General features: G+C 71.2%; 19 protein-coding genes and 3 pseudogenes. 12 read left to right on the plus strand and 10 right to left on the minus strand.

What is annotated here, in order from left to right; translation table 11 throughout:
• Both AB0M82_RS44910 and AB0M82_RS44915 read left to right on the plus strand, forming a co-directional pair.
• Positions 1 to 92 (plus strand): annotated as a pseudogene (locus AB0M82_RS44910) (ABC transporter permease); the annotation flags it as partial.
• Between the two features lie 149 nt (positions 93 to 241).
• Positions 242 to 997 carry a ZIP family zinc transporter gene (locus AB0M82_RS44915; protein WP_364735789.1) on the plus strand — a complete coding sequence of 252 codons (756 nt, stop codon included), beginning with the start codon at positions 242 to 244 and terminating at the stop codon, positions 995 to 997.
• 13 nt (positions 998 to 1,010) lie between these two features.
• Here AB0M82_RS44915 and AB0M82_RS44920 read toward each other — a convergent pair whose 3' ends face one another.
• The 4 genes from AB0M82_RS44920 to AB0M82_RS44935 all read right to left on the minus strand — a co-directional run bounded on the left by AB0M82_RS44920 (position 1,011) and on the right by AB0M82_RS44935 (position 4,112).
• Complete coding sequence (locus tag AB0M82_RS44920) at positions 1,011 to 1,886, minus strand: trypsin-like serine protease (RefSeq protein WP_364735791.1); 876 nt, start codon at positions 1,884 to 1,886, stop codon at positions 1,011 to 1,013.
• A 176-nt stretch (positions 1,887 to 2,062) separates the two neighbouring features.
• Positions 2,063 to 2,944, minus strand: a complete 882-nt coding sequence (locus AB0M82_RS44925) for a CU044_5270 family protein (protein WP_364735793.1) — start codon at positions 2,942 to 2,944, stop codon at positions 2,063 to 2,065.
• The gene (locus tag AB0M82_RS44930) at positions 2,937 to 3,527 is read right to left on the minus strand and encodes an RNA polymerase sigma factor (RefSeq protein WP_364735795.1); all 591 of its coding nucleotides are present in this window, start codon (positions 3,525 to 3,527) and stop codon (positions 2,937 to 2,939) included. The genes AB0M82_RS44925 and AB0M82_RS44930 overlap by 8 nt, the downstream gene beginning before the upstream one ends.
• Positions 3,528 to 3,623: 96 nt before the next feature.
• The gene (locus AB0M82_RS44935) at positions 3,624 to 4,112 is read right to left on the minus strand and encodes a MarR family transcriptional regulator (RefSeq protein WP_364735797.1); all 489 of its coding nucleotides are present in this window, start codon (positions 4,110 to 4,112) and stop codon (positions 3,624 to 3,626) included.
• Between the two features lie 86 nt (positions 4,113 to 4,198).
• Between AB0M82_RS44935 and ribA the strand changes: the two genes are divergently transcribed.
• Positions 4,199 to 4,813, plus strand: a complete 615-nt coding sequence (gene ribA, locus AB0M82_RS44940) for a GTP cyclohydrolase II (RefSeq protein WP_364735799.1) — start codon at positions 4,199 to 4,201, stop codon at positions 4,811 to 4,813.
• A 28-nt stretch (positions 4,814 to 4,841) separates the two neighbouring features.
• Here the strand turns inward: ribA and AB0M82_RS44945 are convergent, their stop codons facing one another.
• Complete coding sequence (locus tag AB0M82_RS44945; RefSeq protein ID WP_364735801.1) at positions 4,842 to 4,973, minus strand: hypothetical protein; 132 nt, start codon at positions 4,971 to 4,973, stop codon at positions 4,842 to 4,844.
• Positions 4,974 to 5,154: 181 nt separating this feature from the next.
• The gene (locus tag AB0M82_RS44950) at positions 5,155 to 8,310 is read right to left on the minus strand and encodes a family 43 glycosylhydrolase (protein ID WP_364735803.1); all 3,156 of its coding nucleotides are present in this window, start codon (positions 8,308 to 8,310) and stop codon (positions 5,155 to 5,157) included.
• Between the two features lie 189 nt (positions 8,311 to 8,499).
• Between AB0M82_RS44950 and AB0M82_RS44955 the strand changes: the two genes are divergently transcribed.
• Both AB0M82_RS44955 and katG read left to right on the plus strand, forming a co-directional pair.
• Positions 8,500 to 8,931, plus strand: a complete 432-nt coding sequence (locus tag AB0M82_RS44955; protein ID WP_364735805.1) for a Fur family transcriptional regulator — start codon at positions 8,500 to 8,502, stop codon at positions 8,929 to 8,931.
• A 25-nt stretch (positions 8,932 to 8,956) separates the two neighbouring features.
• Positions 8,957 to 11,185: a catalase/peroxidase HPI gene (gene katG, locus AB0M82_RS44960; protein ID WP_364735807.1), complete on the plus strand. Its 2,229-nt coding sequence runs from the start codon at positions 8,957 to 8,959 to the stop codon at positions 11,183 to 11,185.
• Between the two features lie 30 nt (positions 11,186 to 11,215).
• Here the strand turns inward: katG and AB0M82_RS44965 are convergent, their stop codons facing one another.
• Positions 11,216 to 12,205 carry a hypothetical protein gene (locus AB0M82_RS44965; RefSeq protein ID WP_364735809.1) on the minus strand — a complete coding sequence of 330 codons (990 nt, stop codon included), beginning with the start codon at positions 12,203 to 12,205 and terminating at the stop codon, positions 11,216 to 11,218.
• Complete coding sequence (locus tag AB0M82_RS44970) at positions 12,202 to 12,624, minus strand: TetR/AcrR family transcriptional regulator (RefSeq protein ID WP_364735811.1); 423 nt, start codon at positions 12,622 to 12,624, stop codon at positions 12,202 to 12,204. The genes AB0M82_RS44965 and AB0M82_RS44970 overlap by 4 nt, the downstream gene beginning before the upstream one ends.
• A 255-nt stretch (positions 12,625 to 12,879) precedes the next feature.
• Here AB0M82_RS44970 and AB0M82_RS44975 point away from each other — a divergent pair, with 255 nt between their 5' ends.
• The 5 genes from AB0M82_RS44975 (at position 12,880) to AB0M82_RS44995 (ending at position 18,327) form a co-directional block, all read left to right on the plus strand.
• The gene (locus AB0M82_RS44975; protein ID WP_364735813.1) at positions 12,880 to 13,674 is read left to right on the plus strand and encodes a hypothetical protein; all 795 of its coding nucleotides are present in this window, start codon (positions 12,880 to 12,882) and stop codon (positions 13,672 to 13,674) included.
• A gap of 45 nt (positions 13,675 to 13,719) precedes the next feature.
• The gene (locus AB0M82_RS44980; protein WP_364735815.1) at positions 13,720 to 15,009 is read left to right on the plus strand and encodes an alpha/beta hydrolase; all 1,290 of its coding nucleotides are present in this window, start codon (positions 13,720 to 13,722) and stop codon (positions 15,007 to 15,009) included.
• Between the two features lie 83 nt (positions 15,010 to 15,092).
• Positions 15,093 to 15,968 carry an LLM class F420-dependent oxidoreductase gene (locus tag AB0M82_RS44985; RefSeq protein ID WP_364735817.1) on the plus strand — a complete coding sequence of 292 codons (876 nt, stop codon included), beginning with the start codon at positions 15,093 to 15,095 and terminating at the stop codon, positions 15,966 to 15,968.
• 226 nt (positions 15,969 to 16,194) lie between these two features.
• Positions 16,195 to 17,496: a hypothetical protein gene (locus tag AB0M82_RS44990; protein WP_364735819.1), complete on the plus strand. Its 1,302-nt coding sequence runs from the start codon at positions 16,195 to 16,197 to the stop codon at positions 17,494 to 17,496.
• A 177-nt stretch (positions 17,497 to 17,673) separates the two neighbouring features.
• Positions 17,674 to 18,327, plus strand: a complete 654-nt coding sequence (locus AB0M82_RS44995; protein WP_364735821.1) for a GTP pyrophosphokinase family protein — start codon at positions 17,674 to 17,676, stop codon at positions 18,325 to 18,327.
• 90 nt (positions 18,328 to 18,417) lie between these two features.
• On the opposite strand, the gene AB0M82_RS45000 is transcribed toward AB0M82_RS44995, so the two are convergent.
• Positions 18,418 to 19,068 carry a DUF998 domain-containing protein gene (locus tag AB0M82_RS45000; protein WP_364735822.1) on the minus strand — a complete coding sequence of 217 codons (651 nt, stop codon included), beginning with the start codon at positions 19,066 to 19,068 and terminating at the stop codon, positions 18,418 to 18,420.
• Positions 19,069 to 19,279: 211 nt separating this feature from the next.
• Here AB0M82_RS45000 and AB0M82_RS45005 point away from each other — a divergent pair, with 211 nt between their 5' ends.
• Positions 19,280 to 21,751 (plus strand): M14 family zinc carboxypeptidase, encoded by a 2,472-nt coding sequence (locus tag AB0M82_RS45005; RefSeq protein WP_364735824.1) that lies wholly within the window; start codon positions 19,280 to 19,282, stop codon positions 21,749 to 21,751.
• A 47-nt stretch (positions 21,752 to 21,798) separates the two neighbouring features.
• On the opposite strand, the pseudogene AB0M82_RS45010 reads toward AB0M82_RS45005, so the two are convergent.
• A pseudogene (locus AB0M82_RS45010) lies at positions 21,799 to 22,221 on the minus strand (LysE family transporter); the annotation flags it as partial.
• A 15-nt stretch (positions 22,222 to 22,236) separates the two neighbouring features.
• Between AB0M82_RS45010 and AB0M82_RS45015 the strand changes: the two are divergent.
• A pseudogene (locus AB0M82_RS45015) lies at positions 22,237 to 22,329 on the plus strand (1,4-dihydroxy-2-naphthoate polyprenyltransferase); the annotation flags it as partial.

Consider the following 22,329-nt stretch of genomic DNA (forward strand, 5'->3'; position numbering starts at 1 on the left):
GGCCGTCGTCGCACCACCTTTTCGGCACCGACGAAACCGGCCGTGACGTCTACGCGCGGGTGATCCACGGGGCGTCGCTCTCGCTTCGGGCCACCAGGAAACCCCTCGCAGCCACCCCTCGCCAAGAGACTTTGCGGGCCCCTGCGGTTCCGAGGCGGGCGTCTCCGGCCGGAGGTGTCCGCGCGGGCGCCGCTGGGTAGTCCCCCTCGGAAGATCGTGTCGTCGGCGAAGGGTGGCTTTCGTGCCGCAGTGGGTGGAGGCGGGGCTGTGGGGCCTGGTCGGCGGGGGCGCGCTGGTGCTGGGCGCCGCCGTCGCGTGGTGGGTGCGGGTCTCGCGGCGGGCCGTCGCCGGGATCATGGCCTTCGGCGCCGGGGTGCTGATCTCCGCGCTGGCCTTCGACCTGGTCGCCGAGGCGCAGCGGTCCGGCGGGCTCTGGCCGACCGCCGGCGGCTTCCTGGGCGGGGCGACCGGGTACGTCGCGATCAACGTGCTCCTCGCCCGGCGGGGAGCACGGCACCGCAAGCGTTCCGGCGGCCACCAACCGTCCGAACAGGACACTGCCGGCAGCGGGGCGGCCATCGCCGTCGGGGCCCTGCTCGACGGCGTGCCGGAATCGGTCGTGCTCGGGGTTTCCCTGCTCGGCGGCGGGGGCGTCGGGCTCACCGTGCTGGCGGCGGTGTTCATCTCGAACGTCCCGGAAGGACTGTCCAGCGCGGCGGGCATGAAGGCCGCCGGGCGCGGTGCCCGCTACGTCTTCGGTGTGTGGACCGGCATCGCGGTCGCCAGCGGGGTCGCCGCCCTGCTCGGCAACCTGACCCTGCGGACGGCGTCCCCCGCGACGATCGCCGCGATCACGGCGGTGGCCGCCGGGGCGATCCTGGCCATGATCGCCGACACCATGATCCCCGAGGCGTTCGAACGCACCGAGCTGTACACCGGCCTGCTCGCCACCCTCGGTTTCCTGACGGCGTTCGTCATCGGCCACGCCGGCGGCTGACCGCGGCGGCGGATCACCCGGTCTGTTCGCGGATCCAGTCCGCCACGACGTCGACCCTGGCGATCGTCTCGGCGCCGGGCTGAGGACAGGGCGGCCCGGTGTTCACGATGGCCACGAGCGTCCCGGTGCGGTCGTCCTCCGAGACGAAGAACGGGCCGCCCGAGTCCTCCGGGCACGGGCCGTTCTCGACCGTGCGCTTCCCGATCGGCTGGGCCTCCAGCGTCGCCCGGTCGATGCCGGAGACCCGGAACCGCCCGCGTTTGAGGTGGTCGGACGGGCCGAGCACGGTCGCCGAGAGCGAACCCCAGCCGGCGAACTGCAGCTGCTGGCCGACCGAAGGCCGCTTCTCGGCCAGCGCGACCGGGACGACGTCTTCGACGGCGGAGCTGAGTTTCGCCACCGCGAGGTCGTTGAGCGGCGACTGCCGGACGTCGACGACCTCGGCCGTGTGCCCGCCGGGATCGGTGTCCTTCAGCCTGCCGACGGTCACCGTCATCGTGTACGGCGGCCGCCCGCCGATCCGGGCGTCCTTCAGGTTGTGGAAGCAGTGCCCGGCGGTGACGATCCACTGGGGCGCGACCAGCGCGCCGCTGCAGGCGCCGCTGCGCACGCCGCCGCCCTCGACCGGGATGTCGTCCGAGGTCAGCTTGGCGTTGAAGGGCAGGATCGGGTTCGGCGCCGGCCGGGCGGACGTGCTCGGCGGCGCCGGCTCGCTGTCCAGGGCGGTGGTGTCGGGCAGGCTGTGCCCGCCGAGTGCCGCCGCCAGGACGGGTCCCGCGGCCGTACCGCCGGTGGCGACGTAGGCGTACGCGCCGCCGGCCCCCACCAGCACCGCGACCGCCATCGCTCGCAGCCGGGAGCGCCGCCGTCGTTCCGAAGTGGTCCTCACACTCTTAATGCACGGGTGAGAGCCCGGATTGGTTGCGTGAACGACGCCGTTATCGGGCGCCGGACGTGTTCGCGCCGGTCAGCCGGGCGGAAAAGTTTCCGGCTGGGGCGGTTTCGGCGGGGCGAGTGGAAGTTTGGCCCGCCGGGGCCCGGTGCGGGTCCCGGCGGGCCGGCCGGTCAGGAGCGCTGTCCCACCTCGTTCACGTACGTCTTCACCATGACGGCGCTTTCGTCGGTCCCCAGGAACTGGAACGTGGTGGCGTCGAAGACCAACACGATCGGCGTCGTCTTCGAGCCCGAGCCGGTGGGCACCGGCCACGTGATCCCGACGCCCGGGCGGCCGGCGCCGTCGGTGACGTGGTCCAGGGCCGTCAGCCCTGGCACCCTCGCTGCCGCCTCGAACAGCGCCGCGTAGGACGCCGGCTGGAGGGCCGTCTCGTAGGCGAGGGTGAACACCGCCTTGCCGATGTAGCCGGCTTTGCCGTCGCGATCGCCGACCTTTTCGTTGAGATAGGCCAGCATCGCGTCGGCGGTCGTCGGCAGGTCCGTCCGGTAGACCGGCTGGGGCCGGCAATCCTCGAGCTTCCCTTCCGCGCGCGGGTCGTTCGTGCCGTACATCGGCGCCTTGCCGTTGCGGCAGCCGCCTTGCTTGAAGCTGCCGATCAGGCTGTCGCGGGTGCCGTCGACCGAAAGCCAGACCTCGCGGTTGGGGGGAATGGTGTATTCGGTCTTCACGTACAGGAACTGATCGGGGCGGGGCGGCTTGGCCGGCTCCTTCAGTGCGGTGTTAGCCGCTGCGGTCAGCACCTTGACCGGGTCGGCGTGCGCCACGCCGGGCCCGATGCCGCCGACCTGGTCGGCGGGGGCGAGCGCGACGACGGCGGTGATCGCCGCGGCCAGGCCGATCGAGGCGCCGGCGGCCCAGAACCAGCGCGTCGGCCGGTGCCGCCGTTCGCCGCGCGCCGCGGCCAGCAGCCGGGCCCGGGCCGGGGCGAGCCGTTCCGCCGGAGCGAAGCCGACGGTTTCCGCGCGTTCGCGGATCAGGTCGAGGTCATCCATGGCTCAAGGTCTCCTTCACGAGGTCGAGGGGGCCGAGTTCGGCGCGGACGCGGCCGCGGGCGCGGTTGAGCCGCGATTTGACGGTGCCGACGGGGATGGCCAGTGCTTCGGCGACTTCCTGGTAGCCCAGCCCTTCGGCGGCGACGAGCAGCAGGACGTCCCGCTCGCGGGGACGCAGCGCGGCCAGCGCCCGGTCGAGTTCTTCGCCCAGCGCCTGGGCGGTGACCTGGTCGGCGACCCGGTCGGCGTGGCCTTCTTGCGCGGGCGGCGGCCCGACGGCCATCCGGAGCTTCAGTTCGCGGACTTCCGCCCGCCGTTGCCGCGAGACGAGGTTCGTGGCGATGCCGTAGAGCCACGGCCGGGCGTCCGTCCGGTCCGGGTCGAACTTCGCCCGCTTGTCGAACGCGATCAGGAAGGTGTCCGCGAGCACGTCGTCCGCGGCGGTCGCCCCGAGCCGCCTGGCCAGGTAGCGGTGGATGTGCCGCGCGTGGCGGTCGAAGATGACCGCGAACAGGCTGGGCTCGTGCCGTGACCGCGCGATCACGCTCGCGTCGTCGTCGGCTTCCGTGTCTTCCGGGGTCATCGCCCGCCTTTCGCTCCGCCAGTGTCATCTGCTCTTCACAGGCGGTGCGAAACGGGTTCCGGGATCAGCCGGGGCAGGACAGGAAAGTGATGGGGGTCACTGCGGCGCGCGTTCTCCGGCGCAGTCGTCGGCCGCCAGCATCCGGCGGTTCGCCTCGCCGAGCCCGTCGGCGAGCGTGTTCAGCTGATCCGGGGTGAGGACGTCGATGAGCAGCTCGCGGACCAGGGCGACGTGACCGGGCGCGGCCCGCTCCAGCAGGGCCATTCCGGCGTCGGTGAGGCCGGCGTAGACGGCGCGGACGTCGCTTTCGCAGGTACGCCGACGCACGAGACCGGCCTGCTCGAGCTGGCCGATCTGGTAGGTCAGCCCGCTCTTGGAGTTCGACACGGCGCAGGCCAGCTCGGCCATCCGCAGCTCGTGGTCCGAGGCCCCGCTGAGCCGGGCCAGGATCACGTACTGCAGGTGCGAGATGCCGGAGTCCTGCTTGAGCTGCTGGTCCAAGCGCCGGTTGAGCAGCTCGTAGGTGCCGAGGAACGCGTTCCAGGCCCGCTTCTCCTGCGCGTTCAGCCACCGCGGACGACCCATGTCACAACCGTACCCCTTGTTCAAATTCGAACTCAAGAGGTACGGTCGCGACAGAGTTCAAATTTGAACGAAGTCAGGAGCCCGCCATGATCCCCGCCGCCACCGTCCGCACCCGGGTGCGGGTCCCCCTGCGCTTCGCCGACGGCTACACCGCGTCGCCGGAGGTCGTCACCTTTGCCGGCCTGGCTGACGGCGCCGAGCACCTCGCCCTGGTGTTCGGCGACCCGGCCACCCCGCTGGTGCGCCTGCATTCCGAGTGCCTGACCGGCGACGTGTTCGGCTCCGCCCGCTGCGACTGCGGTCCCCAGCTGCGCGAGGCCGTCCAGCGCATCGACAGCGCCGGCGGCGTCCTGCTCTACCTGCGCCAGGAGGGCCGCGGCATCGGGCTGTACGCCAAGCTCGACGCCTACGCCCTGCAGGACGTCGGCCTCGACACCTACCAGGCGAACACCGCGCTGGGCCTGCCGGAGGACGCCCGTGACTACACCGCCGCGGCCCAGATGCTCGCCGCGCTGGGCATCGCGGAGGTCGACCTGCTCACGAACAACCCGGACAAGGTCCGGCAGCTGCGCGAGCGGGGCATCACGGTCGCCGAGACCGTGCCCACCGGCGTGCACGTCACCCCCGACAACCTCCGCTACCTGCACGCGAAGGCGCAGCACACCCGGCACACCCTCGCCCTGCCCGAGCTGGCCGGCTGACGCCGGTCGTGTCGCCCGGCCGGGCACCTCAGTGCCGTGAAGCGACGGTCTCCAGCTGCTCGGTGATCTCCGTCAGCAGCTCGGTCGCCGCTTCGCCGAGTGCTTCCAGCTCGGCCAGCGTCACCCGGGTTTCGGGGGCGGTGGTGGCGGTGGCGGTCATGCGGTCTCCTGAGGTGCGTCGTGGCGGAGCAACCCGGACAGCCGATATTTCCCCTGGCGGGACTGGGGTAAACGCGGTCGCTCGTGATCTCTGTCTCACCGCTTCACGTGGCCCAAATCCGTGAATGGCCCATTGAGAGACTTCAAGTCCCTCAATGGGCCATTCACGGACCAACGCCGGGTCAGCTGGCGCGGACCTTCCCGCAGTGCCACGGGATCCGCTGCGGCCGGACGCTTTCCAGCGTCGGCGTGACCGGCACGATGGTGCCGTCGCGGCGGAAGGTCAGCTTGTCGATCGTCGTCTCGCGGTGGGTGCCGTCACCGCCCGGGATGCCGAAGCGGTGGTACGCGATGTACCAGTCGTCGGTGCCCGGGACCTGCAGCATCGAGCTGTGGCCGGTGCCGAGGACGCCCAGGTGGGTGTCCTTGCTCAGGATCAGGCCGTGGTTGGTGAACGGCCCGGTGGGGCTCGCCGCCGTGGCGTAGCCGACGCGGTAGTCCTCGCTGCGGGTGTCGTCGATCGACCAGCTCAGGTAGTACGTGCCCTTCCGCTCCACCATGAACAGACCTTCGCGGAAGCCGTCGAGCCCGGTGAGGGGGGTGATCTTCGCCGGGTCGTAGGAGACCATGTCGTCGTTCAGCGGGACGACGTAGGCGTTGCCGTTGCCCCAGTACAGGTACGGCTTTCCGGTGTGGTCGATGAACACCGCCGGGTCGATCGCCTGGCCGCCGCCCGGGTTCTTCGCGATCAGCGGCTTGCCGGAGTCGACGAACGGGCCGGTCGGCGAGTCGCTCACCGCGACGCCGATCTTGGCCTCGGCGCAGAAGTAGAAGTAGTACTTCCCGTTGTGCTGCGCGATCGTCGGCGCCCAGGCGTTCTTGTCCGCCCAGCCGACGCCGGGGCCGAGGTCGAGGATGACGCCCTCGTCCTTCCAGTCGACGAGGTTCTTCGACGACCACGCCGAGAACTTCGTCCCGCTCCAGCCGTCGAAGCCGTCGGTGGTCGGGTACAGGTAGTACGTGTCGCCGAACGCGACGATGTTCGGGTCGGCGTTGTACCCCGGCAGGACCGGGCTGCGCGTCTCGTGCGCCTCGACCGTCCATTCGCGACGGTCGCCGCCGGCGCCGGTGACCGTGAACTTCCGCGGCCGGCTCAGGTCCACGGGCCTGCCGTTGTCCGGCTTGATCGTCGCCCCCGGCGCCAGTGCGAACCGCGGGGCCAGCGTGCGCAGGTCGGTACCGGGCTTGACCGGCAGCACGACCGTCCCCGCCCCGGCGTCGATGACGGCCGGGGTCTTGAGCGAGGCCAGTTCCACCGACCGGATCGCGGTGCTGTTCGACGGCAGCGTGGCTACCTCGAGTCCGGAGAGGGCCCGGTTGTAGAGCCGCACGTCCTTCATCTTGCCGGTGAGGTACTTGTCGCCCGCGTAGACCGATCTGCCGAGGTAGTTCGCCGCCGTGACGCCGCCGCCGAGGTCCGACGGCTTGATGGTGGCGTTCGCGTTGCGGCCCACCTCGACGCCGTCGAGGTAGAGCACTTCGACGCCGTCGCCGACGGTCAGGGTCACGTTCTTCCAGACCCCGCGGGGGAGCCCGCCCTTCGAGTCCGCCGCCTGCTCGGTCGTCCAGTTCCCGGTCGCGATGGCGCCGCGCAGGCCGCCGCTCGCGGTGCCGCCGGAGGTGAACAGGTAGCCGTTGCCCGCGCCGTCCTTCGCCGTGTTGCCCAGGCCCCACAGGAAGTACGGCGTCTGCTGGTTCGGGTCGACCAGGACGTCGGCCGACACGGTGGCCGCGGCGGCGCCGGTGAGCAGGTTGTTCGGCAGCTGCACGTGCCCGTTCTTCCCGCCGAAGGCGAGCGCGCCGTCGGCCCAGGACACGTCGCCGGCGAGGGCGCCGTCGTAGCCGTGGCCGGTGGTGTCCGCCGCGACCTGCCCGGACTTCGCGTTCAGCGGCCAGTGCGCGACGAGGCCGGCCGAGTCGGCCTTCACCGGCGCCGGGGGCGCGCTCAGCCGGTTCATCTCCGCCTGCGTGACCGGCAGGACGGTGCCGTGCCGCGGCGACGCGGGCAGGTGCACGCCCGTCGACATCGTCCACTTGCCGGAGGCGAGGTCGGTCGTTTCGAACGGGACGTAGCCGCGGCCGCCGAACTCGTCGATGAACAGGTACCACTTGTTCTCGGTGTTCGACTTGAACCCGGTGGGCCCTTCACCCGCGGAGAGGCCCGGGCTGGTCGCCGTCGCCTTGCCGATGCAGTCGGCGACGAAGCCGTAGTGCGGGTCCAGCACGTCGGTGGCCTTCTCCTCGGTGATGAACTTGCTGCACGGCGTCGACGAGGTGTTGTTGCGCTCGTCCTTGGTGAACCGGTAGTAGGTGTCCTTGTCCTTGATGACCGTCGAGTCGATCACCGAGTAGCCCGGGTCGATCCACACCCGGGGCGCGCTGAAGGTGTGGAAGTCGCGCGTGGTGGCGTACATCATCCGGTTGTAGCTGTCACCGGTGTGGCCGGGGTCGTTCTCCGCGTACAGCTTGGACGCCCAGTACACGACGTAGGTCCCGCGCTTGGCGTCCCAGAAGGCTTCCGGCGCCCACGTGTTCCCGGCGGTCGGCGGGGAGACCTGGACACTGCGCTGGCGCGACCAGTGCGCGAGGTCGGTCGACTCCCAGACCATGATCGACCGGCTGCCGCTGCGCTGGGCGGCGTCCCAGCCACGCCCGTCGTAGATCCGCAAGTCGGTGGCGAGCAGGTAGAACTTGTCGCCGTCGGGGGAGCGCAGGATGAACGGGTCGCGCACGCCCAGCTCGCCGAGGCTCGACTTGAGCACCGGCTGGCCGTTGTTGAGCTCGGTCCAGTTCAGCGGGTCGTTGCCCTTGCTGAGCGCCGAGTAGATCTGCTCGCCGTTCGAGGTGCCTTCGCCGGTGAAGTAGAAGAAGCTGTAGCCGGCCAGCGGCTCCTTGGCCGGGGCCGGGACGACGGTGGCGGTGAACCGCCGTGTCGTGCTCTCGCGCCCGAGGCTGACCTTCGCCGTCAGGACGACCTTGGCGGGCGCCGCGCCGGCCGGCGGCCGGGTGACCTCGCCGGTCGGGGTGATCACCTTGGGCGCCGACGACGTCCAGGCGACGCTCGTGCCGTCCGGGCCGCTGGTGGGCAGGGTGAGGTTGCCGCGGACGTCGTCGATGTCCGGCACGGACAGGGTGCTCGCGGCGGCACGAACGCCGCTGCTCTCGGCGGATTCGGGCCGGGGCGCCGCACCGGCGCCGGCGGTGGTGGTGCCGAGTGGGACGAGTGCGGCCACGACGGCCAGCACGACGCCGAAACGGCGCGGGGAGAACAACCTCATCGTTGTCTGTTCCTTCGGAGCGCGTCGGACCAGGCGATGTTAACGTTAACATCGCAGGGATCTGCCGACCTTAAGTCCGCCGCGTCCAGGGGTCAAGGGCCGAACGAAGGGTTGGCAGGGTTCCGCCACGTCACCCCCCGCTGACGCACAATCTTGATTCATTCCAGAAAATGGGGCAGACTCACCGCCGTGCCCACCACCACGGACTTCGAGCGGATGCTGCGCGACGCGGCTCTCCGCGTCACGCGCCCCCGGCTGGCGGTGCTGTCCGCGGTGCACGGACACCCGCACGCCGACACCGACTCGATCATCGGAGTCGTGCGGGACGATCTCGGGGAAGTTTCCCACCAGGCCGTCTACGACGTCCTGCGGGCTCTCGCCGGGGCGGGGCTGCTGCGGCGCATCCAGCCGCCCGGCTCCGTCGCCCGGTACGAGGCCCGCGTCGGGGACAACCACCACCACGTCGTCTGCCGCTTGTGCGGGGCCATCGCCGACGTCGACTGCGCCGTCGGCGCCGCGCCCTGCCTGACCGCGTCGGACGCCCACGGTTTCGTGATCGACGAAGCCGAGGTCGTCTACCGGGGCCTGTGCCCCGGCTGCTCCACCGCGCCGAGTTCCTGAACACCCGCTCTTTCGGAGGATTCCTGTGTCTGACAGTGCTGACGCCAAGATTGGCGAGCTCAACGAAGAGGCCGCGGGCGGTTGCCCCGTCTCCGCCGGGCGTCGCAACCATCCGACCGAAGGCGCGGGGAACCGCGACTGGTGGCCGAACCAGCTCAACCTGAAGATCCTGCGCAAGCACTCGGCCGTGGCCGACCCGATGGACGACGGCTTCGACTACGCCGCCGAGTTCGAGACCCTCGACCTCGACGCGCTCGCGAAGGACGTCGACGAGGTCCTGACCACGTCGAAGGACTGGTGGCCCGCGGACTTCGGGCACTACGGGCCGTTCATGATCCGCATGGCGTGGCACAGCGCCGGCACCTACCGCATCGACGACGGCCGCGGGGGCGCGGGCGCCGGGATGCAGCGCTTCGCGCCGCTGAACAGCTGGCCCGACAACGGGAACCTCGACAAGGCGCGGCGGCTGCTGTGGCCGGTCAAGAAGAAGTACGGCAAGAAGATCTCGTGGGCCGACCTGATGATCTTCACGGGCAACCGCGCCCTGGAGACGATGGGCTTCGAGACCTTCGGCTTCGCCGGCGGCCGCGCCGACGTGTGGGAGCCCGACGAGGACGTCTACTGGGGCCCCGAGCGCACCTGGCTCGGCGACGAGCGCTACTCCGGTGACCGCAGCCTGGAGAACCCCCTCGCCGCGGTCCAGATGGGCCTCATCTACGTCAACCCGGAAGGCCCGAACGGCAACCCGGACCCGCTGGCCTCGGCCCGCGACATCCGCGAGACGTTCGGCCGGATGGCGATGAACGACGAGGAGACCGTCGCCCTCATCGCCGGTGGCCACACCTTCGGCAAGACGCACGGCGCGGCCGACCCCGACCAGTACGTCGGCGCCGAGCCGGAAGGCGCGGCCATCGAGGAGCAGGGCCTCGGCTGGAAGAACGGCTTCGGCACCGGCAAGGGCCGCGACGCGATCACCAGCGGCCTCGAGGTCACGTGGACGTCGACGCCGACGCGGTGGAGCAACCAGTTCTTCGAGAACCTGTTCGGCTACGAGTGGGAGCTGACCAAGAGCCCGGCCGGCGCGCACCAGTGGGTCGCAAAGGACGCCGAGGACACCATCCCCGGCCCGGAGGCCGGCGACCCGGCCCGCAAGCCGACGATGCTGACCACCGACCTCGCGCTGCGGTTCGACCCGGTCTACGAGCAGATCTCGCGGCGGTTCCTCGAGCACCCGGACCAGTTCGCCGACGCGTTCGCCCGTGCCTGGTTCAAGCTCACCCACCGCGACATGGGCCCGATCCAGCGCTACCGCGGCCCGCTCGTGCCGCGGGAAGAGCTGATCTGGCAGGACCGCGTCCCCGCCGTCGACCACGAGCTGGTCGCCGACGCGGACGTCGCGGACCTCAAGGCGCAGCTGCTCGGCTCGGGCCTGACGGTCGCCGAGCTCGTCTCGACCGCGTGGGCGTCGGCCTCGACGTTCCGCGCCAGCGACAAGCGCGGCGGCGCGAACGGCGCCCGCATCCGCCTCGAGCCGCAGCGCGGCTGGGAGGTCAACGAGCCCGACCGGCTGGCGCGCGTGCTGCGGACGCTGACGGGGATCCAGGAGTCGTTCAACAGCGCCCAGACCGGCGGCAAGAAGGTCTCGCTGGCCGACCTGATCGTGCTGGGCGGCGTCGCCGCGGTGGAGAAGGCCGCGCAGGATGCCGGGGTCGACGTCAGTGTGCCCTTCACCCCGGGCCGCACCGACGCGACGCAGGAGCAGACGGACGCGGACTCGTTCGCCGCGCTGGAGCCCACGATCGACGGGTTCCGCAACTACCGCGGCAAGGGCCACCGCCTGCCGTCGGAGTACCTGCTGCTCGACCGCGCGAACCTGCTGAACCTCAGCGCGCCGGAGCTGACCGTCCTGGTCGGTGGCCTGCGCGTGCTGGGCGCGAACTACCAGCAGACCTCGCTGGGCGTGCTCACCTCGGCGCCGGGCTCGCTGACGAACGACTTCTTCGTCAACCTCCTCGACATGGAGACCGAGTGGAAGGCGGTCTCCGAGGACCAGGAGACCTTCGAGGGCCGTGACCGCGCCACCGGCGAGGTCCGGTGGACGGGCACCCGCGCCGACCTCGTGTTCGGCTCGAACTCGGAGCTGCGCGCGGTGGCCGAGGTCTACGCGAGCGACGACGCCAAGGAGAAGTTCGCCCGCGACTTCGTGGCGGCGTGGACCAAGGTGATGAACGCCGACCGGTACGACCTCGTCTGATCGGCCGCGACGCGCCCGTGTCCGGCACTTTCACGTGAAAGTGCCGGACACGGGCAACCGCTGAGCGATTTCTTCCCGCGGATACGGCGTTTTCCGGCTTTCGCCGTGCAGCGCGAAGTAGAAGTCGTTGACGACGGTGGCCAGCGGGGCGTAGCGGTGGACGAGCGGTGGCAGCTCCGGGCCCGCGCGCCCCGCCGCGCAGTCGCGGACGAAGTCGTTGCGGACACGGGGATGCGGCCACTTCCGGTGCCGCGAGACGGCCCAGTTGACCAGCTGGGTCAGGACGTAAGCCCGATCGTGGTCCGCGTGTTCGGCCAGGAACCGCTCCTCGGCGCCGGAGAGGTCGAACCGCGACGACAGGGTGAGGCCGAAGTCGGTGAGGTAAAGCCGCTCGCCGTCGGCGAGGATGTTCCGGAAGTGCGCGTCGAAGTGCTGGACGTCCTGTTCGGCCAGGAACCCGGTGAGGTGCCGGAGTTCTTCCTCGACGGGCCGTTCGTCGGTGGTCAGCCACTCGGCGAGGTTCCGGGGCACGTGTTCGAGGAACAGCACGAGATCGGCTGTCGACCCGGCGAGGGCTTCGAGCCGCCGCCGCACACCCGGGTCGCCGTGCCAGAACTCGACGTCGCGCTCCAGTCCGGCGCGGGGGAGCGGGCCGCGCGGCAACCCGGGCAGGACCCGCCAGTGGTGCAGGAGCGGGAAGTTCTCGCACGCGCCGGTGCGGACCCAGTCGCTCGTCATGAGGTGCGCCTCGAGCTCGCGCCAGGCGCTGACGCCCGCCGACCCCACGCCGTAGTGGTACCAGGGCGGCAGGCCCGACAGGTCGGCCGTCGAGCGCGGGTTCGCCAGTTCGACGTCGGTGAGGGCGACCCGCTTCACGAAGACGTTCTCGCCGTCCACGGGGAGCAGGCAGGTCGTCCCGCCGATCCCCGAGCCGAGCGGGCGCGCCGTGGCGAGGAGGTCGTCGCTCGCTGCCGCCAGGGCGGCGGCGAGCTTCTCGTGGCGGGCGATCCGGGGTGTCATGCCCCCGCCCGCCGTCGCACCAGCGGCAGGTAGACCTCGTCGACGATCTCGACGAGCACGTCGTCGTCCACTGTGGTCAGTCCGCGGGTGAGATATTCGTTGCGGAGCAGGACAAGCGCCACGGAGGCGACTCGCGGGTGCAACGCCCCGGGTGGCGCTTCGCCGCGTGCCACGGCCCGGTCGAGGAGGACCAGCCATGCGCCCGCCCCACCTTCGGCCAGGTGCCGGTAGGCGGCGACGCCGAGCGCGGCGCGGTTCGGCCGGCGGCGGTAGAGCGCGTTCTTGTTCGTGCCGGCCCGCTGCGCGACCCGCTCCATGGTCAGCCCGGCATAGCCGGATTCGGCGAGCTCCTCCGCCGCGGCGCGCAGGATCGCGTCTTCCAGCTCGGTCCCGCGGCGCCGGGTCTTCACTTCGGCCATGGGTACCGACCGTACCGGCGTTCACGGCGGAAGGCGTCGACGCGGCTCGTCGCGGTGGCCGCCTGCCGCGCCTCCCTTCAGCCGTCTGATGAATCCTTGGCGAAGAACCGAGACAACGGGACAGGCGTTGACAGCGCCGTCCGACCGCTCTAACTTCAGAGGGCAAGACATCGGATGTCCAGCCCGGTTCGCCGGGTCCGTCCGCCGGCCGATGTGCACCCCTGCCGAACCGTCGTCAGGAAGGACACACCGACGATGCCGGAATTTCCCCGCAGGACGGCTCTCCGCTCCCTCGCCGTCTCCGCACTCGCCGTCCCGATCGTGCTCGGCACGGCTCTCCCCGCCCAAGCGGCTCCCCTGTGGCACCCCGACCCCGCCACCGACGGACTGAAGGCCTTCGAGGGCATCGAGGCCGACCGCGGCCACCACCACCCCGAACGCAAGTACGTCGTCGTCGAAGGCGACCACTACCGCTTCAACATCTGGAAGGACGACCGCGACACCACCGGGGGCGGCGACCGCCAGCGCACCGAGTCGAAAGGCATGGTGCAGAACGGCTCCGCGCTCAAGATGCACAACGGCGAGACCTGGACGCTCTCCTACGAGATGTACATCCCGGGCTCGCTGCACGGCACCAGCAAGTTCACGCACATCTTCCAGACCAAGACGCCGTCGACCAACGGTGGTCCGTGGGTGACGCTGGACCTGACCCGCGGCGGCGGCAAGGAAATGCTCAACGCCCGCGCGTACGCCAACTCGGGTTCGCCGAGCATCGCGGTCACCGACCTCTCGCCGCTGCGGGACAAGTGGATCACCATCGAGTGGACGTTCACGCCGGGCTCGAAGGGCAAGGCGGCGTGCGTCATCCGCAACGGCACCGGGTCCGGCGCGCCGGTCGCCGCGCAGGGCTCGATGTCGAACGTGAACCTCCCCGACCAGGGCGACTACGTCCGCCCGAAGTGGGGGATCTACCGGTCGGTCCAGAGCGCGTCGTCCGACATCCTCGACACGTACCTGCTGTTCCGGAACTACACGGCGGCGCGCAAGTAGCCGCGGAAGTGGCCGAGGCCGGTCGTCCGGGGTGACACTGGCGGCATGACGGTCGTCGACGGGCAGCGCGGGGCATACCGTCCGCCGACGACCGCGCCGCCGCCGCTGCGGCGCGGTCCGCTGCTGGTCACGGCCGCTTTCGCCGCGCTGGGGGGTGCACTGATCCCGGCGGCCGCGGCGCCCGCGCTCTGGCGGATCTGGCAGCTGTACGCGATGGCGTTCGGCGCGATCGCCGCCGTCGAGCTCGTCGCCGTCGTCGCGGTGCTCGGGTGGCCCACCCGCAGGACCGCCCGTTTCGGCGCCCTCGCCGCGGCGGCGGCCCTCGGGCTCTGGGTGGTCAGCCGGCCGCTCGGCCTGTTCACGCGGTTCGATCCCTGGCAGCCGGCGGACACGGTGGCCGGCTTCACCGACTACCTGGCCGCCGCGCTGCAGGCCGTCGCCGTGTTCGGCTTCCTGGTCGTGGGCAGGCGCGGGGCGCACCCGCGGCCGTCCGCGCCGCGGCGGGTGTCGGCGTGGATCGCGCTGTTCCCCGTGCTCCTGCTGGTGCTCGCGACCGGTGCGGCCGGGACCGTCGCCGCCGGTGACGCCGGCATCGGAACCAGCCCCTCGACGCTGCTCGACGGCGGCACGGTCGAGTACTGCCGCCCGGACGGTGTCCCGCTGGCGATGGACATCCACCGCCCACCCGGAAACGGGCGTCCCGCTCCGGTGGCGCTCTTCCTGCACGGCGGCGGGCTGGTGCTCGGCAACCGCAAGCCCGCCGGGCCCGGCGCACTGCTCGCCGGCCCGGGGTTCGGGCCGGTGCGGGACGAGCTGACGGCCCGCGGGTTCGCGGTCGCCTCGATCGACTTCCGCCTCGCGCCCGCCGCGCCGTGGCCCGCGCCGCTCGCGGACGCCCGGTGCGCGGTCCGGTTCCTCAAGGCCAAGGCGGCCGCGCTGGCGGTCGACCCGGCCCGGATCGCGGTCTGGGGCACCGGCACCGGCGGCACGCTGGCGGCGCTGCTCGGGGTCGCCCGTGGCGCGGACGCCGGCCAGTACCCGGGTCAGGACAGCACGGTCCGCGCGGTGGCGGCCGTGGCGGCCCCGGCCGACTTCACCGACTTCAGGGGGCTGGATCCGCTCACGCGGGCGTCGGTGCTCATGGCGCTGGGCCGCTCGGCGACGACGCTCGGTTCGGCGAGCCCGCTGTCGTACGCGGCCGCGGGCGCGCCGCCGTTCCTCATCGCCGGCGGGGGCCGGAAGTCGGCCGAGTTCGCGGATCGCCTGCGCGGGGCGGGCGTCCCGGTGACGACGACCCCCGACGTCGCCGGCTTCCTGGCCGCGGCGGTGCGCTGAGCGGCAGGCCCCGCAGGCTTGCGCTGGAGCGCGCTCCAGGTCCTACCGTGGCGGCCACAGCGACCACGTCAGGAGAACCTTCCATGGAACTCGGTTTCCACGTCCCCATCTTCGACATCGACGGCGGGACCACCGCCATCGCCGGTGAGCTCGCCCGGGTGGGCACCGCGGCGGAGGCGGCCGGGGCGACCTGGTTGTCCTTCATGGACCACTACTTCCAGATCGAACCCACCGGCCTGCCCGCCGAGTCGAACATGCTCGAGGGCTACACCACGCTCGGCTACCTCGCCGCGCACACGTCCAGCATCGACCTCGGGCTGCTGGTCACCGGCGTGACCTACCGGCACCCCGGGCTGCTCGCGAAGATCGTCACCACTCTCGACGTCCTCTCCGGCGGCCGGGCCGTCCTCGGCGTCGGCGCCGCCTGGTTCGAGCGCGAGCACCAGGGGATGGGTGTGCCGTTCCCGCCGATCGCCGAACGGTTCGAGCGGCTGGAGGAGACCCTGCGCATCTGCAGGCAGATGTGGGACCCCGCGGACAACGGCCCGTTCGAGGGCAAGCACTACCGGCTGGCCGAGACACTGTGCTCGCCGCAGCCGATCAACCGGCCGAAGGTGCTCATCGGCGGCGGCGGGGAACGCAAGACGCTCCGGCTCGTCGCGCGGTACGGCGACGCGTGCAACCTCTTCGGCACCTCGCCGGAGGACGTCGAGCACAAGCTGGACGTGCTGCGCCGCCACTGCGACGACGCCGGCCGCGACTACGACGAGATCCACAAGACGATCGTCGCCAACAACCCGCGTCCCACGCCGGAAACCCGCGACGAGTTCGTCCGGACCATGGCCGGCTACGCGAAGCTGGGCGTGCGGACGGCGATCGTCACCCCGACGACGGGCTCGCCCGCCGCGTGGATCGACGCCATGGCTCCGGCGGTGCCGCAGCTCGCGGACCTGGGTTAGCGATCCGCGGCTTCGGCCGCGCGCGTTGACTCCGGCCTCACCTCTGCTCTGGTAGCCAGGGGACGGAACCGGCGGCCCGCCGGTTCCGGGTGCCGTACGCCATTTTCGCTCGCTCCATTGTGGACGCTCCGGTTTTTTCCTGTGACTACCGGAGAAATCCGGATGAACCACTCGGGACGCCGCGCCGTGTGCCCTGGTGAGGTGGCGACCAGAGAGGAGGGGCTTGATGCCCCACGTGCGCACTACCGGACGACACCGCAAAAAGGCGACGATCGGGCTCGCCGCACTGGTGGGAGTCGCAGGGGCGACCGCGACGGCGATCGCCTTGACCAGCCCGGCGAGCAACGCGGCCACGGAAAGCTGCGGCGGTCTGGACACGGCGCTGCGGAACAATCTCACCTTCATCGCGAGCCAGCAGGCGGCACCGGACGCCCAGTCCGCGGCCCGGATCGCCAACCGCCAGGCGGTGGTCGACCAGATCGAGCAGCGGCGCGAGGACGCCGGCTGCGCCGGCCAGGTCGCGGCGAACCAGGTGGCGGCCGAATGCGCGGCGGTGGTCGGAGCTGCCGCGCAGCAGGCCGCGCTTGGCAAGGGCGAGGCCGAGCAGAACGGCGAGGTTGAGCAGAACGGCATGGCCGGTGGCGGTGATATGGCTGGTCAGAAGGGGGCCGACCAGGGCAGCTCCAGTGCCCGGAGCGGCAAGGCCCGGCAGCAGGAGAAGGTCGCTGAGCAGGGCATGGCGGCCGAGAACGGCGCGGCCGACGAGAACGGCATGGCGGTCGAGAACGGCGCGGCCGACGAGAACGGCATGGCGGCCGAGAAGAACGCCAAGGCCGGGAAGAACGCCAAGGAGAAGAAGAACGGCGCTGCCGACCAGCAAGATGCGGCCGACCAGAACGCGGCCGCCGCCCAGGCCTGCGCGGTGGTCCAGGACTGCTTGACCCGAGCCGCCGGGGCGGCTGACGCCAACGGCATGGCCGACCAGAACGGTAAGGCCGAAGAGAACGGTATGGCCCACCAGAACGGCATGGCCGCAGAGAACGGCATGGCCGAGCAGAACGGCATGGCCGCGGACAACGGCATGGCCGAGCAGAACGGCATGGCCGCGGACAACGGCATGGCCGAGCAGAACGGCATGGCCGCCGAGAACGGCAAGGCCAAGCAGAACGGCAAGGCCGCCGAGAACGGCAAGGCCGCCCAGAACGAGGCTGCCGCCCAGGCCGAAGTCTCCGACCAGGACTGCACGGCGATCCTCGCCTGCGTCGACCAGGCCGCCGCCGCCGATCCCGCCGCAGCGGCGGGCCAGCAGGGCATGGCGACCGAGGAGAACAAGGCGGACCAGCAGGGCATGGCCGCCGACGAGAACAAGGCCGACGAGAACAAGGCCGAAGGCAACAAGGCCAAGAACAAGAACAAGGCCGACGCGGCCGCCGGTGAGAACGCGGCCGAGCAGGCGGCCGCCGTCGCGGTGCGGTGCGTGGCCGCCTCCGCCGAAACCGAAACCGAGACAGTGCCCATGGGGCGGTGAGACCCACCCCCGCCGAGGACGCCGTACGCCCCAGGCGTGCGGCGTCCTCGCACATTCAACGCCCCACGACACCCGAACCGGTGACCGGCGGGAACTCCGGCCCGTCGCCCGTCGTTTGACTGGGCGGAGCACACTAATCTGGTGCTCCGCGACGACCGACGACAGCATGAGGCTTCAGTGACCACCGACCCGGCGGCCGAGGACGCTTCCCTGCGCGAGGAGGCCGACGAGCTCGCCATCGCCGGTCAGCTCCCGCGGTTCCTCCTGATGTACAAGTTCGCCATCGAAGAGCTGATGACGAAGCTGCGCATCCTCAGCGAGGAGTTCGACTTCGTGCACCGGCATGACCCGATCGAGCACATCACGAGCCGGGTGAAGCGGCCGGAGGCGATCAAGGAGAAGGTGCGCCGCCGCGGCCTCGGTGCCGACTGGGTCTCCGCCGCCGGCGCCCTCGACGACATCGCCGGCATCCGCGTGGTCTGCCCGTTCGTCTCCGACGTGTACGGGGTCGCCCGGATGCTCACCGCCCAGGACGACGTCGAGCTGTTGCGCACCAAGGACTACATCGCGAGCCCGAAGGCCAACGGCTACCGCAGCCTGCACCTGATCGTGCGCATCCCGGTGTTCCTCTCCGACCGGGTGGAGAAGGTCAAGGTGGAGGTGCAGCTGCGCACCATCGCCATGGACTTCTGGGCCGCGGTGGAGCACAAGCTGTCGTACAAGTACAGCGACAGCGTGCCGGCGGACTTCGCCGGCGAACTCGCGGCGGCGGCGAGGACGGCGGCGGACCTCGACGCCCGGATGGCGGCGTTGCACGAACGCATCCGCTGACGCCGGGCGTCCGCACGGCGTCGTCGACCGGATGCTGACCCGCCTGCTCGGGCGAGTGCCGGCCCGGTACGAGCCGGAATGACGTGAGCGTTACGGCGACCGTTCGCCGGCCGGGGCCAGCAGCACGCCCAGCGCGATCAGCTCGGTCAGCGCCATCCCGCGCTCCACCAGGCCGAGCGGGATGAGCGTCCACCAGCGGCCGTCGTCCGCCGCGGCGACCACGACCGCGCCCAGGATGACCGCGAACCAGCCCAGCGACGCGATCGCCAGGACCCGGGCCAGCCAACGGCGGCCGGGCGAGGCCGGGAACGCCGTCCGCGCCGCGACCAGCACCGCCAGCGGGAGCGCGACGAACGCCACCACGCTCGCGATCCGGTGCAGCGTGCCGCCGAAGTCCGCGCGCGAAACCGTGGCCCAGTCCGGCTTCGGGAAGGCCACGATGACCAGCAGCCCGACCGTCCACAATGTACCCAGAATCGCCGCGGCCGTGGGGAGCCGCCGCTGGCGGCCCAGTACCGCGAGGCCCGCGGCGGAGCCGAGCGCGACCAGGATCACGGCCAGGTCGAACACCCACTTGAGGTCGGACAGGCCGTACTCGCTGATCGTCCGGCGAGTGACGCTGATCTGGTCGGTCGGCGGGACGACCTGCAGCAACAGCACCAGGGCGGCGCCGATCACCAGTGCGGCGACACCTGACAGCGAGACAGCGACCGACACCCGTCGCGCAGGGACCGTGACCATGAGCCGACAGTAGCCGAACGACGGTTGAACTCCCGGTGAAACGGGCTTTCCGGGCACCCGCCGACGGTGGGCCTCCGCGTTGAACGCTGTACGACTTACGGCGGTTACGGCAGCCGGATTTCCTCCATTATGGTCGCTCGCGACCGGTACGCTCTGTTGCCGGTGTCGGTCAAGGAGGTCTTGAGCTGTGGGGAATTCACCAAGACGGCTAGTGCTGCTGGCTTCGGCCGTCGCGCTGGCCGGAACGTTCGTCGCGCTGCCGTCCGGCACCGCCGGCGCGGCGCAGAACATTTTGCGTGCCGACAAGTCGGTGCCCCGCTCGTGCTTCGCGAAAGTGCTGGCCAAGGGTACTTCGGGCACTGATCGCCGCGAGCTGACGTCCACCGTGGACGGTCTCGTCCAGGCCCGGCTCAAGCCGGCGCAGGGCGCCGAGGGCGACTGGGACGTCGCCGTGTTCGACAAGGCCACGGGCGCGGTCGTGGCCGCCTCCACGGCGTTGCGCACCCACGAACTCGCCGAAAGCTTCGTGAAGAAGGGCCAGGAGCTCGTCGTCCAGGGCTGCCGGTACGGCGGCTCGGCCGGGCAGGCCCAGCTCGGCGTCGACTTCCTGGCGCTGACCCCGCAGGGCACGCCGACCGGCACCGCCGCGGCGCCCCAGCGCGCGGAGCTCGTCCGCGTCGAGACGCCGACGCGCGCCGACAAGAAGAAGCTGACCACCCTCGGCCTCGACGTCACGGAGAAGGGTGACGCGACCGGGGTCGAGGTCGTGCTCGCCAACGACGCCGACCGCAAGACGCTCAAGGACAGCGGCTTCAAGTCGAAGGTGATCGAGGCGGACCTCTCGGCGAAGTCCGTGCAGGACGCGAAGACCGACCGCCAGTACGCCGCGGCGACCGCCGCCTCGGCGCTGCCGTCCGGGCGGACCGCCTACCGGCACCTCTACGACTACAACTTCGAGCTGAAGGAGCTGGCCCGCAAGAACCCGGGCCTGGTCTCGGCGTTCACCATGCCGGAGCCGACGTGGGAGGGCCGCGACGTCGTCGGCGTCGAAATCGCCACCGACGTCAAGAACGTGACCGACGGCAAGCCGGTGAACTTCACCATGGGCGTGCACCACGCCCGTGAATGGCCGGCGGGCGAGCACGTCATCGAGTGGGCGTACGAGCTGGTCAACGGCTACTCGCGCGACGCCGCCATCCGGGGCATGGTGAGCAAGACCCGCAACATCGTCGTGCCGATCATCAACCCGGACGGCTTCGAGATCTCCCGCGAGGCCGAGCCCAAGGGTGACTTCACCCGGTTCGACTACGAGATGAAGCGCAAGAACTGCAACGTCAACGACTCGCCGCCGCAGTTCGCGACCGGCGTGTGCAAGGCGAACCCGGGTGGCCGCGTCCGCGGCACCGACCCCAACCGCAACTACGCGGGCTTCTGGGGCGGCAACGGCGCCGAGCTGGCCTGGAGCGGCGACACCTTCCGCGGGTCCGGGCCGTTCAGCGAGCCCGAGGTCCGCAACGTGCGCTCGATCGTGTCCTCGCGCCAGGTGACCAACCTGATCACGATGCACACCGTCGCCGCGCTGGTGCTGCGCCCGCCGGGCGTGGCGGACGTCCGGCCGCCGCTGGAGGAGCCGCAGTACAAGGCCCTCGGCGACAAGCTGGCCTCGCGCAGCGGTTACACCAGTGAGCCGAGCTGGGCGCTCTACGACACCACCGGCACCACCGAGGACTGGTCGTACTGGGCGACCGGCGGGTGGGGCTTCACCATCGAGGTCGGCGGCAACGGCTTCCACGGGCCCTACGCCGACAGCGTCGTGGCGGAGTACGCGGGCCTGGCCCCCGCGGCCGGTGCCGGCAAGGGCGGCAACCGTCAGTCGTTCCTGGACATGCTGGGCAACGCCGCCGACCCGCAGCAGCACTCGACGCTGATCGGTTCGGCGCCGAAGGGCTACCAGCTCAAGCTGCACAAGACGTTCCAGACGCCGACGTCGCCGGTGCTGCAGCCGGACGGCTCCACCAAGCCGCCGATCTACTACACCGACGACCTGAACTCGAAGTTCACCGCCACCGGCGGGCGCTTCGCCTGGTCGGTCAACCCGTCGACCCGGCCGTACGTGGCCGGCCGGTACGGGCGCGACCCGCAGGGCCCGGCGCAGCAGGGCTTCGCCGTCACAAACCCGGCCGGGGTGCCGCCGATCAACCAGAACTACCCGGCCGACCCGGCGGGCGACTCGTTCACCTTCCACGTCGACGGTCTGCCGAAGGTGGACAACGGGAAGTTCAGCGTCAACATCAACTGGGCGAACACCGCGACCGACTGGGACCTGTTCATCTACGACGCGGCGGGCAACCTGGTCAGCTCGTCGGCGAACGGCGGCACGACGTCCGAGCACGCCGTGCTGTTCGACCCGCCGGCCGGCGACTACAAGGCCGTGGTGGTCAACTACGACCAGGCCGACCCGAACGCGGTCGACGACTGGACCGGTGACGTGTCGTTCGCGTCGCCGACCCCGCCGACCTACGGGACGAAGGAGGCCTACCAGCTGACGTGCTCGTCGCCGAACGGCAGGCTGGTCGGCGTGGCGGACGTGTTCGTCGACCGCGGCCAGACGGTCGACGTCGGCGAGGTCTGCACCCGGTCCGCGCACGCGCAGAAGCAGCGTGCTTCGGGTGGGGTCCGGTAGTAGTCCGTTTTGTTCGTGAAGGCCTCCTCGCGCAAGCGGGGAGGCCTTCACGGCGTTACGGCCAGGGTGATGCCGAGGACGACGAGAATCGTGCCCACGACGCGGTTGAGGGCCGGTTTGGCGTGCGCGTACCAGCGCTGGGTGGCGGGCGAGGAGAACAGCAGGGCGACGCTGAGGTGCCAGGCGGCCGAGGCGACCACGATCAGGGCGACCGCGGCGGCCTTGACGGCGGTGGGTTCGGTGGGCGGGAGAGCCGCGGTGAGGACGCTGCCGAAGAACGCGGCGGCCTTGGGGTTGGTCAGGTTGCTGAGCACACCGCGGCGGAAGGCGCCGCCGCGAGCTTCGGGCGGGGCGGTTTCCGGGGTGCGGGCGGTCAGCCACAGCCGGATGCCGAGCCAGGCGAGGTAGGCGCCGCAGACGACGCGCAGTGCGGCGGCCAGCCACGGTTCGCGGGCCAGCACGGCACCGAGCCCGAAGACCGCGGGCGTTCGGCGCTGGCCCTGCTGGTCTCCCTCTCGCTGATCATCGGCGTCAACTACGCCAACGACTACTCCGACGGCATCCGCGGCACGGACGAG

This window comes from Amycolatopsis sp. NPDC051128 (assembly GCF_040682715.1).
Lineage (GTDB): Bacteria > Actinomycetota > Actinomycetes > Mycobacteriales > Pseudonocardiaceae > Amycolatopsis.